This is a genomic window from Mesoterricola silvestris (genome assembly GCF_030295405.1).
Taxonomy (GTDB): Bacteria; Acidobacteriota; Holophagae; order Holophagales; family Holophagaceae; genus Mesoterricola; species Mesoterricola silvestris.
Map to the genome: position 1 here is coordinate 4,916,023 of NZ_AP027080.1, position 13,057 is coordinate 4,929,079.

Annotated in this window: 14 protein-coding genes; 6 read left to right on the plus strand and 8 right to left on the minus strand. The window is 69.1% G+C overall.

Features of this window, described 5'->3' with window-relative positions; all coding sequences use genetic code 11:
- Positions 1-3: 3 nt before the first annotated feature.
- From R2J76_RS21125 to R2J76_RS21155, 7 genes are read right to left on the minus strand one after another with little or no spacing between them, the layout of a single operon-like run.
- Positions 4-816 (minus strand): tetratricopeptide repeat protein, encoded by an 813-nt coding sequence (locus tag R2J76_RS21125; protein WP_316413647.1) that lies wholly within the window; start codon positions 814-816, stop codon positions 4-6.
- On the minus strand, positions 813-1,490 hold the full coding sequence (locus tag R2J76_RS21130; RefSeq protein ID WP_316413648.1) for a hypothetical protein: 678 nt from the start codon (positions 1,488-1,490) through the stop codon (positions 813-815). Before R2J76_RS21130 ends, R2J76_RS21125 begins: the two co-directional genes overlap by 4 nt.
- Positions 1,474-2,046, minus strand: coding sequence for an RNA polymerase sigma factor (locus tag R2J76_RS21135; RefSeq protein ID WP_316413649.1), 573 nt, complete (start codon positions 2,044-2,046; stop codon positions 1,474-1,476). Before R2J76_RS21135 ends, R2J76_RS21130 begins: the two co-directional genes overlap by 17 nt.
- Complete coding sequence (locus R2J76_RS21140) at positions 2,043-3,017, minus strand: hypothetical protein (RefSeq protein ID WP_316413650.1); 975 nt, start codon at positions 3,015-3,017, stop codon at positions 2,043-2,045. Before R2J76_RS21140 ends, R2J76_RS21135 begins: the two co-directional genes overlap by 4 nt.
- Positions 3,018-3,060: 43 nt before the next feature.
- Complete coding sequence (locus tag R2J76_RS21145) at positions 3,061-4,848, minus strand: hypothetical protein (RefSeq protein ID WP_316413651.1); 1,788 nt, start codon at positions 4,846-4,848, stop codon at positions 3,061-3,063.
- Between the two features lie 9 nt (positions 4,849-4,857).
- Positions 4,858-5,568 (minus strand): HisA/HisF-related TIM barrel protein, encoded by a 711-nt coding sequence (locus R2J76_RS21150; RefSeq protein ID WP_316413652.1) that lies wholly within the window; start codon positions 5,566-5,568, stop codon positions 4,858-4,860.
- A 52-nt stretch (positions 5,569-5,620) separates the two neighbouring features.
- A complete protein-coding gene (locus tag R2J76_RS21155; protein ID WP_316413653.1) occupies positions 5,621-6,334 on the minus strand; it encodes a ribonuclease III family protein in 714 nt (237 codons plus the stop codon).
- A 153-nt stretch (positions 6,335-6,487) separates the two neighbouring features.
- Here R2J76_RS21155 and R2J76_RS21160 point away from each other — a divergent pair, with 153 nt between their 5' ends.
- From R2J76_RS21160 to R2J76_RS21185, 6 genes are all read left to right on the plus strand, one after another.
- Positions 6,488-8,152, plus strand: a complete 1,665-nt coding sequence (locus tag R2J76_RS21160) for a tetratricopeptide repeat protein (protein WP_316413654.1) — start codon at positions 6,488-6,490, stop codon at positions 8,150-8,152.
- 159 nt (positions 8,153-8,311) lie between these two features.
- Positions 8,312-9,142, plus strand: coding sequence for a flagellin (locus R2J76_RS21165; RefSeq protein WP_316413655.1), 831 nt, complete (start codon positions 8,312-8,314; stop codon positions 9,140-9,142).
- Between the two features lie 82 nt (positions 9,143-9,224).
- Complete coding sequence (locus R2J76_RS21170) at positions 9,225-9,695, plus strand: flagellar protein FlaG (protein WP_316413656.1); 471 nt, start codon at positions 9,225-9,227, stop codon at positions 9,693-9,695.
- Positions 9,696-9,734: 39 nt separating this feature from the next.
- Positions 9,735-11,363: a flagellar filament capping protein FliD gene (gene fliD / locus R2J76_RS21175; protein ID WP_316413657.1), complete on the plus strand. Its 1,629-nt coding sequence runs from the start codon at positions 9,735-9,737 to the stop codon at positions 11,361-11,363.
- Between the two features lie 39 nt (positions 11,364-11,402).
- On the plus strand, positions 11,403-11,831 hold the full coding sequence (gene fliS / locus R2J76_RS21180; RefSeq protein WP_316413658.1) for a flagellar export chaperone FliS: 429 nt from the start codon (positions 11,403-11,405) through the stop codon (positions 11,829-11,831).
- Complete coding sequence (locus R2J76_RS21185) at positions 11,828-12,142, plus strand: hypothetical protein (protein ID WP_316413659.1); 315 nt, start codon at positions 11,828-11,830, stop codon at positions 12,140-12,142. Before fliS ends, R2J76_RS21185 begins: the two co-directional genes overlap by 4 nt.
- A 132-nt stretch (positions 12,143-12,274) precedes the next feature.
- On the opposite strand, the gene upp is transcribed toward R2J76_RS21185, so the two are convergent.
- Positions 12,275-12,901, minus strand: a complete 627-nt coding sequence (gene upp / locus R2J76_RS21190) for a uracil phosphoribosyltransferase (RefSeq protein ID WP_316413660.1) — start codon at positions 12,899-12,901, stop codon at positions 12,275-12,277.
- Positions 12,902-13,057 lie beyond the last annotated feature (156 nt).

A 13,057-nucleotide genomic window follows, 5' to 3' on the forward strand; every position in this document is an offset into this window, starting at 1 on the left:
GCCCTACTCCACCGTCACCTGCACGCTGCTCTTGGCGTCGTCCACGGACAGGAGCACGCTCCCTTTGGGCAGGATGGCGGCCTGGTCCGTGATGCTTTCCAGATCGAACCCCTTGGACCGGGCCTGGCGGATCTGGGCGTCGGTGAGGTAGTTCCCCACGGCCCGGGCCAGGCTCAGGGCCAGCCGGATGGTGACCGTGTCGGGCTTGCCGGCCTCCCGGATGCGGATGACCAGGAAGCGCGCCTGCCGGTCCGGGCGGGCCACGGCCTTCAGGCCCATGCCGGAGAGGGCCGAGGCGCAGGCGTCGGCGTAGCCCGGCACCTGGAGGCCCTTGCGCAGGCCCTCGGCCGCGCGGGGGTCGCACACCTTGGCCAGCTGCAAGGCGGCGGCCACCTGCACGTCCAGGGACGGATCCCTCAGGGCTTCCAGGAGGCCCGCCGTGGCCCGGGAGTCCTGTCCCTGGCGGATGCCCCAGCACCGCACCCGGTTCATGCGGGCCTCCTTGCCCAGGAGCCGCTGGTCGGGGTGGGATTGCAGGAAGGCGGTGTAGGCCTCGGCGGCCTCGTCCCACCGCTGGTCGGATTCCAGGGATGCGGCCAGCCAGAACCGCGCCTCGGGCGCCCGGGGGGAACCCCCGTACACCGCCAGGAACTTCCGGTACGCCGCCGCGGCCTCGAACCACCGCTGGGCGTACCTCAGGTTCTTGGCTTCGCGCAGGAGCGCGTCGGCCGGGGCCTCCCGCACCGCCACCTCCACCACGATGGGTTCGGGGGCGGGCGCGGCCAGCAGGGCCCAGGTGAAGACCGGCGGAATCAAATCGACCCTCCCTTGAGCAGCCGGCTCAGCCGCTGGGCTTCATCCTCCAGGTTGTGGGCATCCGCCCACTGCCTCAACTCCTGGGCCCGCTGCGGGTCCATGCAGGGGTCCTCCAGGGAGAGCTCCCGGAGCCAGGCGTGCAGATCCTCCCGCACCGCCTCGGCCTCGGGGGCCGGGGCCAGCTGGGTGGAAAGGCCGTGGCTGGACTGCAGCAGGGCCAGGGCGATCTCACGTTCGGCGGCCCGGTCCTCGGTGTTCTTCCGTTCGCAGGTCTGGGGATTCTTCGTGAAGTCCTGGATCAGGGTGGAGGACTGCTGGAAGAAGGCGGCCCAGAGCCGGTCCTGGGCCCGCTTCTGGGCGAGGTTCTGGATGCGGGCCTGGTCCTTGGCCACCAGGGCCCGTTCCCGGGCGTTCACGGTGTGGTACGCCAGGGGCAGGGCCACCAGCACGGCCGCCGCCGCGGTCATGAGCCAGGGGAAGCGCCGGAGGAGGGGCACGGGGGCGGGCGGATTCCCGGCGGCGGGGTCCACGACGCCCTCCGCCAGGAGGGCCAGGTGGATTTCCAGGAGGCTGGCCAGACGGGCCTGGGTTTCCGGGTCGTCGGGCCAGAGCTCGGGCCGTTCGAGGATCTCGAAGGCCTTCTCTTCGCTCAGGAACTCAGGTTCGGGATTCATGGGTCACATCCAGGTTCTTTCTCAATTTGGCAAGGCTTTGGAACAGGGTCGCCTTCACGGTGCCCTCGGCGCAGCCCAGGTCGTCCGCGATGCGTTTCACGGGGTGCTCGTGGACGTAGTAGGCCACGACCATGGAGCGCTGGCGCGGAGTCAGGCCCTCCAGGGCCTGGCGCAGGCTCCGGATCCGCCGGCTCTGGTCCACCGTGTCCCAGGGGGCGGGCTGGTGGGGGTCTGGAGCATCAAAGGTCTCGGGCGGGGGTAGCTCCCGACCCCGTTTACGGAGATGGTCCGTCGCCGCATTAGCCGCCAGGGTGAAAATCCACGCAGCGACCGGGCGACCTTCCTCGAATCGTTGACAATGCTGGAGACATTTCAGGAAAACATCCTGGGTGAGCTCCTGCACGACCCCCGTCTCCCCCGCCAGCCGGCGGTACAGGAAGGCGAAGACCGGCTTCTCGAAGCGGGCCATGAGATGGGCCAGGGCCTCCTCCTCGCCGGCCTTGAGGCGCATCATCCAGTATTCCGGAGCGCGCTCCTCCAGGACCGCCTCGGTCATGGCCGGTGCACGAGGCCGGAGAGGCCGGGCTGGGAAAGGCGGGCCAGGGCCTGGTTGATCTGCTCACCGGTCAGCTGGCAGCGCAGGCCGATGCGCTTGCGCTCCTGGAGGATCTCCGGGGCCTGGCCCGCCTGCCCGCCCTGCAGGGTGGAGGCGACGGCCACGAAGCGCTGGACCCAGGGGGCCACCTGCACCACGCCCTCGGGGGACCCCGTGATGGACAATTCGAAGCGGTGGAGGCCGTTCCTGCCCACGTCGCCCGGGGTCACGCTCCAGGCCAGGGCATCGATGCCCTGGGGAAGGTTCCGGGCCAGCTCCGGCGGAACGCTGCCCGAGAGACCCTCCAGCATGGGCCGGGTCTGGATGAATCCCTGGAAGGGGGCCCGGGCATTGATCCATTCCGTGGCGCCCAGAACCGGGTGGCGGGGCGGGAAGGTGCCGGAGTCCAGGCGGGCCAGGGAGCGCAGGTCCCCCAGCCAGATGCGTCCGCCCGGATCCGCCACGGCGCGGATATGGAACTGGTTCACGTCCAGGATGACGTAGACGGGCAGCTCCTTCTTCCGCACCGGCAGGGAGCCTTCGGCGGGGAAGGCCTCGGTGATGGCCATCTGGACGGCCCGCTGGTCCTTGAACCCGCCCAGCTGGATGAGGAAGTCCGGCGGGGTCCTGCCGTCGGGAAAGCTGAGCACATAGAAGTTGATGCGGCCGGATTCCAGGTGGGGGTCGATGCGGGCCTTCTTGAGGAAAAGGTCCAGGGTCTGGTCCGCGTAGGGGAACTTCGCGAGGTAGGTCTGGAAGCTCCGCTGCTCCAGGAGCCAACCGGCCTGCCCGGACATGGCCACCACCGTGCCCGCCGGGGCCGACCCCACCCAATCCGGCGCCGTGGAGCGCTGCCGCCCGCAGGCGAGCGCCAGGGCCAGGACCGCGGCTCCGCCCAGGGTGGCACCGAGGATGCGGCGGGGCAGGTTCATGGACTCTCCGTTCGTCTTGGCTACGCTCAACCGGGGCAAAAGCTTAGTCGGCCAGGGCCCGCAGGGCCATGGGCAGGTGCGGGCTCCTGAGGAGGTGCTGCTGTTCGCTGTCCGAAAGGAGGGCCCAGATGCGGGTGGAGGCCTCCCGGGGGGTCTTGGGGTTCAGCAGGAGTTCGGTCATGACGGCCGGGTGGGCCATGAGGGCGGCATGACCGGCGATGAGTTCAAGGATGGGCCGCGGCGTCAGTTTGTTCCGGGCCAGGCGCAGGAGGATGGTGGGATCCAGTTGCCGGTCGGCCACCAGCAGGCGCAGGGTGTCCTCGTCCTTGAGGATCTCCGCCGGCAGGTGGCGCATGAGTTCCCCGCCCGAGCCCCGCAGGGCCACGATGCGCTGGGGGATGGTCATCTGCTCGTAGCCCGCCCGGAGCATGTCCAGGGCGGCCTTCTTCACGGACAGATGGGGCACCCGCTGGTCCCGGAGCACCTCCAGCAGCACCCGGGGGGGGCCCTCCAGGCTGCGCAGCAGGCCCAGGGCGGTGTCCTCGCCCAGGTTCACGTTGTGCAGGAGGGCCTCCCGCACCGAAGGATAGGCGCTCCAGGTGCGGCTGAAGGCCAGCCGCTCCGCGCGGATGCCGTCCATCTGGGGAATGACCGCGATGAGTTCCCGGGCCGTGAGGCCGGGGTTCTCCAGGGCCACGGCGAAGACCTGGGGGTCCGGGTCCCGCAGGGCCGCCAGGATCTGGTCCGGCTGGGTGGCCTGGTTGGCCATGAACACGCGCTCCTCCAGCGAAACCCACCGCCCCTCGGACGGCATGGAGGAGAGTCCGCTGGCCTGGTTTGTCCGCCGCCGCTGGAGCCGGTCGAAGAAGACCTTGATGACCCGCAGCATGGCGGGCGCCCGGCGCTTGGCCCAGAAGGTCAGGTACTGGTACTCCGATTCCTCCGTCTGGCTGAACAGGCTCACGATGCGGTGGAGGTGCCGGCGGTTCTGGCCGCCCCGCTCCAGGAGCGCCACCAGGTCCCGGGTGCCCCCCATCTTCCGGCCCATGGGTCCCGGGCACCAGGGGGACTCCCACAGGGCTTCCCGCACCGCGTCCTTGAAGTACCACCGCGCCTCCTGGTACACCTCCTCCAGGAGGTCCCCGTCGGCCCCCGCCAGGCGGGCCAGGAGGATCTCCTCCGAAAGGGCCGGGTTCCGCAGGGCCGCGGATCGCACGTCGGATTCCTCGTCCGCGAGGTACTTGCCCAGGTCCTCCTGGATGAGGGTGGCTTCCGCCGCGGTGGCGCGGTCCTGCTTGGGGACCCGGTAGGGCAGGTGCGCGGGCCCCCGGCCCTGGGGGGGCAGGGTGAGGGCCTCCCAGTCCGCATCGGCGGGCGGCAGGGGAGGCATTTCCAGGGTCGTGCCCGAGGCGTTCACGGACTTGGCGAGCTGCTTGGCCAGTTGCTTGACGATGGGTTTGAGGTCCGGGGGCAGATCCTGGTAGATGGCCTTGATGGATTCCGCCCGCTCGGTCTTTACGCCCTCGGGGGCGCGCTCCATCTCCCGCATGAGGTCGAAGAGGGAGACCGCCATTTCCAGGTCCCGGCGGATGGGCTCCGGGGTGCTCTCGTTGCCGGCCAGGGCATGGAGCACCGGCGCGTGCACGAGCCAGTGGGGGGTCCGGGCGATGAGCGTGAGGAGCCGGGCGCTGGAGAGGTTGCGGGAAAGGCTTTCGATGAGTTCCAGCTGCCGCTCCGAGGGCATCTGGGGCCGGATGAGGGCGAGGTTCCGGAAATGGATCCGGTCCGGTTCCGGAAGGCTCAGGACGAAGGGTGCCTCGGGCTCCGCCACAGCCCCTCCTCAGCAGCCGGGGAGGGCCAGGCTTGCCGTGAGGGCCGCGTCGCCCCGGAGGAGGAGGCCGTCGATGGCCACGCCCTGGATCCCGGCCACCTCCCGGGCCTGGGCCAGGTGGGCGGAGGACTGGATGCTGCCGCCCATCCAAATGGCCAGGCGCGAACCCTGGGCCAGGGTGCGGGCGGTGGCGAAATCCGGCTGCACGGGCTGGACCACGGGCAGATCCAGGAAGAGGAGGCGCTTGAAGCCGAAGTCCCCGATGCGCCGGCCCGCGGCCTCGGGACGCTCCCCGCTGGCCCCGCCCCAGCCCGAAGGGAGGATCTCCCCCCCGCGCGCGTCCACCGCGGCGGTGAGGTGTTCCCGGAACCGCGCCAGCAGCTGCTCCACCATGACCGGGGAGCGCTGGAGGATGGTCCCCACCGCCAGCCAGGTGGCGCCCTGGTCCAGGAAGAACTGGGCCTGGTCGGAACTGCGGATGCCCCCGCCCACCTGGATGCAGACCTTGGGGCGGCCCGCGTGGAATTTCGCGATGGCCTTGGCGATGGCGTCCCGGTTGTTGCCGTGCCCCCGGGCCGCGTCCACGTCCACCAGGGCCAGGCGGTGGCAGCCCTGGTCCAGGAGGAAGGCCACCAGGGGCAGGAGCTCCGCACCCTCGCCCTCCCCCACGATGGGGACCGCGCGTCCATTCTGGATGTTCACTGTCGGCAGGATCTTCAAGGGGTGTTCAATCCTCAATCCATCTTGGTGATGGTAACCGATGCGGACCGCTTCAAGAAGGTGGCTTGGCCCCCGGGGGCAGGGCGGCGAGCAGGAGGCGCGCCGCCTCCATCTGGGCCCGCTTGAGGGTTCCCGCCCGGCCCACCGCCTCGAATCCGCCCATCCCGGCGCGCACCGTGAAGGAGGGGGCGTGGTCGGGGCCCAGGCGCTCCACCAGCTCGTACTGCGGCGGAGGCAGTCCCAGCGCCGCCCCCCGCTCCTGGAGGGTCGTCTTGTGGTCCTTGGATTCCCAGATGCCCAGGTAGGCCGCCCGGATCTCCTCCAGGAAGCGGCGCTCGACGATGGCCAGGACCCCGTCCAGGGCCGTGAAGCCCGACGCCTGGAGATCCAGGAACACGGCCGCCAGGAGGGCCTCCATGGCGTCCGCCAGGGCGTTGCGCAGGTTGGCTCCGCCCTTGCGGGGGGACCGGGGCCCGGTTTCCAGGGCCACCCCCAGGTCCCCGGCCCAGGCATGGAGGGCGTCCGTGCACACCAGGAGCCCGCGCAGCTTGGAGAGGGAGCCCTCGGGCCAGGTGGGGTGCTCCCGGTACGCCAGGAGGGAGACGCACAGGTCCAGGATGGAATCCCCCAGGAACTCCAGCCGCTGGTTGTCCGGCGTGAGCCCGGAGGAGGGCGGGGTCAGCGCCGTGCGCAGCAGCGCCTCGTCCCGGAACACGTAGCCCAGCCGGTCCTCCAGCGGGGTTGGGGTCCTTCCCGTGCGTTTCAATGGCCACCTTCCAAGGGATCTCACCAACCTTTTCCTGGATGGCCCTTCGGGAGGATGCCACCATCACCATCAATAATAACTGTTGTGTTCAAATCTGGACGCTCCGGCAGCCGACCTTGCCTATAATGACGTAATTTCACCACCGGAGATGCTGTGACTGAGGCCCTCAAGAACCTGCCCGTCCTCATGGGCGCCATGCGCCAGGAGGGCGTGAGCGGGGAACTCATCCTCGAGCACAACGACGGGGTGCGCACCCTCTTCATCAGCCGGGGGGAGCTGATCCACCTCAAGAGCGACGCGGCCGGCGAGCAGTTCGGCAACTACCTTCTCCGCCAGGGGATCCTGGACCTGGCCTCCCTCAACGAGCTGCTGGCCAACGACGAACGGTACCGCATCGGGGAGAAGGTCATCCAGTGGGGCATGATGAACCTGGAGGAGCGGGATCTCCACCTGCAGGCCCTGCAGGAGCAGATCATGATCCACGCCCTGGAGCATCCGGTGCTGGCGTGGACCTGGCACGCCGGGGCCATGGAAAAGCGGCTCGAACAGGACCTGCACTTCAAGCTCCAGCACCGCCACTTCATCTGGAACACCTTCCAGGAATCCCACTACCTCATGGATCTCCTGACGATCCTCGAGCGGGAGCAGGACTGGCGCTGGGAGGGCCGAAACGACCTGGTGGAGAGCCTCAGCGACCTGCCCCTCACCCCCGGCACCGCCTACGCGCTCTCCTTCCTGGGCGCCGACCCCATCAGCTTCGAGACCTTCCGCTCCCTCAGCAACCTGGAGGAGGAGGCCGCGGGCCGCTTCATCATCACCCTGTGGGCCCTGGGCGCCCTGGCCCTGTGCGGGGGGAAGCTGCCGTCGGTATCCGGCCAGGAGCCGGAGGAAGCGCCGCCCCCGACCCCCGTCACCCCCCACCTGCCCATGCCGCCCCTTCCCCGCAAGGGCCCCAAGGAGTTCCCCCTCATCTTCCCTCCGGACGGCGGACACGCCCGCATCCACGTGCCGCCTCCCCTGGAGCCCCCCATCCCCCTGGACCGGGCCGCCCTGCACCCGGAGTTCCTGGAACTGGAACCCGAGCCCAATCCCTCCCTCCCGCCGCCCGCCGAGGACCCGTACGGCCTCGCCGCGCCCTACGAGGACCAGCCCCCGCCGCCCCGGCCCGAGGCCCCCAGGCCACCGGGCCCGCGCCCGGACCCCTTCGCGCGGCCGGACCCCTTCGCCGCGCAGGCCCCCACCCCCCCGCCCTCCCCCTTCCAGGCCACCTCCCCCTTCCAGCAGCCGCTCCCGGTGCAGCCGGCGGAATCCCCTTTCCAGAAGGAGGTGCCCGCCTACGTCCCGCCCCCGCCGCCGCCCCTGCCCCTGGAAGGTCCCGCCCGGGCCAAGAGCCTCGTGCGCAAGGCGCGCCAGCAGGTCCTCATGGACCGCACCGTGGAGGCCATCCGCACCCTTGAGCAGGCCGTGCAGCTGGAGCCCGATCTGGACGTGGCCTACGACGCGTGGCTGATGCTCGGCCAGCTCCGCCTGGCCAACCCCGCCTGGTCCACCCGGTCCATCGACGCCCTCCAGACCGCCTCCAAGCTCCGCCCCCGGGCCGCCGCGCCCTGGGCCTCCATGGGCGAGCTCTACCACCGCAAGGGCTTCGAGGCCAACGCCGCCGCCTGCTACCGCAAGGCCCTGGAACTGGACCCCTGCATCACCGTCCCGCCCGATGTGGACCTGGACGCCCGGGAGACCGACGTCCCGGCCCAGGCGCCGCCCAAGGGCCTCCTGGGCCGGTTCCGCTCCATCCTGGGAAGGCCGGAAAAATCCTGACGGCCATCCATTATCTAGGGAGCAAGGGAATTCTTCCCCGGAAGCGGAATTAATTACTAAAGGTCCAGGCCCCCGGGGCCGAATAGAACCTTGCGGGGATACCCCCGAGCCCTAAAACCCGGCGGCACGGATGCCGCCATCAGCATCACGGAGGATGCCATGACTTCCATTCTTAACAACGTTGCCGCCATGAACGCCAGCCGCCAGCTGGGCATCACCGGAAGCAACCTCCAGCAGACCATCGAGCGTCTCACCACCGGCAAGCGCATCAACAAGGCTTCCGACGACGCCGCGGGTCTGGCCATCGGCAACAAGCTGAGCGCCGACATCAAGATCGCCACCCAGGCCCAGCGCAACGCCAACGACGGCGTCTCCTACCTGCAGGTCGCCGACGGCGCCCTGGACTCCGTCACCCAGCTGCTGACCCGCGCCTCCCAGCTTGCCCAGCAGGCCCAGACCGGCACCATCAGCGACTCCAACCGCGCCAACCTGGACGCGGAGTTCCAGAACATCATCAAGACGATGTCCAACATCGGCACCAACACCAAGTTCAACGGCCAGGCGATCTTCAGCTCCACCGCCACGCCGACCACCGTCAGCGTCCAGGCCGGCGACTACGGTTCCCTCACGGTCTCCCTGGGCGCCGTCTCCACCGCCACCGACTCGGCCCTGGGCCTCGTCGCCAGCACCGACTCCCTGACCTCCTCCACCAACGCGGGCAACGTCGTCACCAAGCTGGCCTCCGCCCTGGAATCCGTGAGCAGCATGCGGGCCTCCATCGGCGCCAACGAAGCCCAGCTGAGCGCCACCTCGGACATCCTCGGCGTCCAGGTGCAGAACTTCACCGCCGCCAGCAGCCAGATCATGGACGCCAACATCGCCGACGAAGTGGTCAACCTCACCAAGTTCCAGATCCTCAACCAGTCCGGAACGAGCGCCCTGGCGAAGTCCAACCAGAGCTCCCAGCAGATCCTGGCCCTCCTTCAGTAGCATCTGACTCCATAGGATAACTAGCATGGGGGGAGGGCCGCGAGGTCCTCCTCCCATGCCCATGGAAATCCAGGAGGAATCCATGTCAGATCCCATCAGTGCCGCCGGGAGCCAGGGCTCGAGCCCTCCCGCCGCGGTCTACGTGGCGGCCCAGGCGGATTCCGTCCAGGGGGCGGCCAAGGTTGTGCCCAGCGCCCCGGCCACCATCTCCACGGCCACCAGCAAGGCCATCCAGGAGGCGGCGCAGACCTCCCAGGAGGCCACGAAGCTGGACCTCTCCCCCGCCAGCGGGTTATCCAACAAGCAGGTGAACCCGGAAATGACCATGGAGCAGGCGGCGGAGGCCTTCCAGTCCTACCTGAAGAGCCTGCCCTCGAACCTCCAGTTCCAGCCCGACTACCAGGCCGGAATCGTCATCTTCAGGGTCGTCAACCCGGTCACCAACAAGGTCATCCGGCAGCTCCCGCCCGAAGAGGTGGTCCAGCAGGCCCGCACCCTCCGCATGGCCGAGCAGCAGTCGCACTCTGGCATTCTTCTTGATAAGAGTCTCTGACGCAGCAGTTTTTGCCGCGCGTCCGGGAAGGAGGGCTCGATGACATCCGCGATCAGTTTCCAGGGCTTGTCCACCAACCTGCCCACCGACCAGCTCATCGCCGCCATCATCAATCAGCAAAGCCAGCCGATGGTGCGGATGCAGACCCAGCAGGCCGTGAACAACACCAAGAGCACGGCCCTCCAGACCCTCTCCACGGACCTCACCAGCCTTTCCATCGCCCTCGACACCCTGGGGACCACCGGGTTCCAGGGCAACAAGGTGGCCAGCTCCGATTCGACCGGCGCCTACGTCACCGCCACGGCCAGCGGGGCCGCCCCGGGCCAGTACGACCTCATCGTCAAGAGCCTGGCCACCCGGGCCCGGCTCGTCATGCCCACCACCATGCAGCCCAACGCGGCCATCGGGATGGGGGACTACACCCTCACCGACATGGACGGCAAGGCCTTCACCGTGACCATCGGGGCCTCCAACAACAGCCTTTCGGGCCTCGCGGACGCCATCAACAACGCCAAGGACGCCAACGGCACGGCCATCAACGTCAACGCCGCGGTCATCCAGACCGGCGCCGACGGCAGCAGCCAGCTGGTGCTCAGCGCCAATAACACCGGCCAGGGGGCCTCCGGGGCCACCACGTTCTCCTTCACCGCCCCCACCGGCAGCACCCTGGGGGCGGGGACCTCCTCGTCCCAGGCCGCCACCAATTCCGACTTCATCCTCAACGGGGTGGAGCTGCGCCGGTCCTCCAATTCCGTGAGCGACGCGGTGCAGGGGGTCACCTTCAACCTGAACCAGGCCCAGACGGACCTCACCAAGACCACCACCCTCACGGTGACCCAGGACCAGGACGCCGCCACCAAGGCCATGCAGGACGTGGTGGACAAGTTCAACACCTTCTATAAGGACTACAAGTCCAAGACCAACTTCACCCAGAACGAGGACGGTTCGTACACCAAGGGCGTGTTCAACATGGACATGGCCGTGCGGCAAATGGTCAGCCAGGTTTCCAGCGCCCTCATGGGGGCCCCCTCGGGCCTTCCCGCCTCCGCCACCTTCACCACCGCCGCCGGGGTGGGCCTCAAGACGAACCAGGACGGCACCATCAGCCTGGACACCACGGCCTTCAAGGCCGCCCTCACCAAGGACCCCCACGCCGTCTCCAACATCTTCGCCAATTCCGCCACCTCCACCAGCCCCCTCCTGACCTTCATCGGTTCCGGCAGCGCCACCACGAAATCCCCCATTTCGTACTCCGTGGCCACCGTGAACGGGGTCCTCACCGGCACCTTCCAGAACCAGAAGGCCGACGGCTCCACGGAAACCAACACCCTCACCAGCACCAACGGCTACTTCTACGGCCTCACCGGCACCTCCCTGGAGGGCCTTTCGGTCAAGGCCTCCGACGGCGCCTCGGGCACCCTCACGGTGTCCACCGGCATTTCCCGGCTGGTCCAGGACCTCAACTCCAGCCTCACGTCCCTGACGCCCGGCAACATCGGCGGCCTCATGCAGGATCTGAGCGCGTCCAACTACACGCTTTCCCAGCAGATCCTCCAGCAGCAGGACTACCTGGCCCGGAGCAAGGCCAGCCTGCAGAAGCTCTATGCCAACCTCGAGACCACCGTCGGGCAGTTGAACGCGGCCGGCCAGAGCCTCTCGGGGATGTAGAATGCTTCGCCGGCCGGACATTTCCCGTGGGGGCACCCGATGAACCCGAACTACGGCGGCGCGGCCGCCAACCAGTACCTGATGCAGCAGATCAATGGCGCCACACCCGAGCACATCATGTTCATGCTCCTGGAGGGGGCCCAGAAGTTCCTCATCCAGGCGGTGGCGGCCATCCGCAGGCGGGACATCGCCACCCGGGCCCGCATGGTGAACCGGGTGTCCTCCATCGTGGAGGAACTGGCCATCCGGCTCGACCACGAAGGCGGCGGGGAACTGGTCACGAACCTCACCCGCATCTACGACTGGTGGCTGAAGGAGCTCTTCGACGCCAGCCAGAAGAACCAGGCCGAGCGCCTTGAGGTCCTGGAGCGCCAGATCGCCGAGATGAAGGCCGCCTGGGCCGAACTGGACCAGCGCCAGGGCACCTCCCAGCAGGGCGGCCTGGCCCCCCAGGGCATGGTGGGATGAGCGACGCCCGGGTCATGGCCTCGCTGGATGACCTGGAACGGCTCCTCGCCGAACTCGTGGACGACCCGGACCCGGACCGGGTCGCCGCGTGGCACGCGGGTTTCAAGGAGGCCCTCGCGGCCGCCGAGAAGGGCCCCCAGTGGCCCGGGATCCTCCTCCGGGCCCAGGAGCTGGGCCGGAGCCTGGAGACCCGGGTGAACCACCTCAACGCCATCCGCGGGGCCGTGCGGGAGGAGCTCCTGGCCCGGAGCAAGGGCGCCCGGGCCCTGAGCGGGTACAAGCCCGCGGCCCCGCCCCGCTCCGGGTCCTGACCCCGCCCCACTCCGGTCCTGACCCCGCCCCACCCGCGCGGCAGGAAGGCCGCGCCCGGCGCCCGGGAGGGGGCCAGGAGGCCTCCGGCGGTCCCGCCCCGGGGGAGGGGCCCCGGAAACGCCCCAGGGCCCTTAGAGCGTCCCGAAGAGCCGGTCCCCCGCGTCGCCCAGGCCCGGGAGGATGTAGGCCTTGTCGTTGAGTTCCCGGTCGAGGGCCGCCACGAAGATGCGGATGTCGGGGTGGTCCTGCTGGAGCCGGGCCACGCCCTCGGGCGCCGCGAGCACCGAGGCGAGGGTGATGCGTTCGGCGCCGGCGACCTTCAGCTGCCTCACGGCCTCGGAGGCGCTGCCGCCCGTGGCGAGCATGGGGTCCAGGATGAAGACGTACCGCTGGTCCAGGAGGGGGGGGAAGTTGCGGTAGTAGGGCACGGGCACCAGGGAGTCGTGGTCCCGGTAGAGGCCGAGGTGCCCCACTTTCGCGGTGGGCAGGAGCTGGAGGAAGGGGGGCAGCAGCCCGAGGCCGGCGCGGAGGACGGGTACCACCACCGGGTCGAGGGAGGTGAGGCGGCGCCCCTGGGTCCGCTCCAGGGGCGTCTCTACGGCGACGGGCTCGGTCGGCAGATGGCGCGTACACTCCACCGCGAGGATGAGGCCGAGCTCCTCGAGGACCCGCCGGAAGAGGATTCCAGGGGTCTTCCGGTCCCTCAGCAGAGAGATCTTGTGATCGCAAAGTGGGTGGTCGAGGACGGTGGCTTCCATGGGTGCGCTCCTGTATGCCCCTAGTTTGGGGCATCCGGAGCGATTCCGAAAACGGTCCTTCGATGAAAAAATCCCGGGCGCAATTGCGAAAAGAATTCACAATTCTGTTGACCTCTTTAGGAACGCTGGTTTAGTGGTTTGTAGTAAGAACATTCT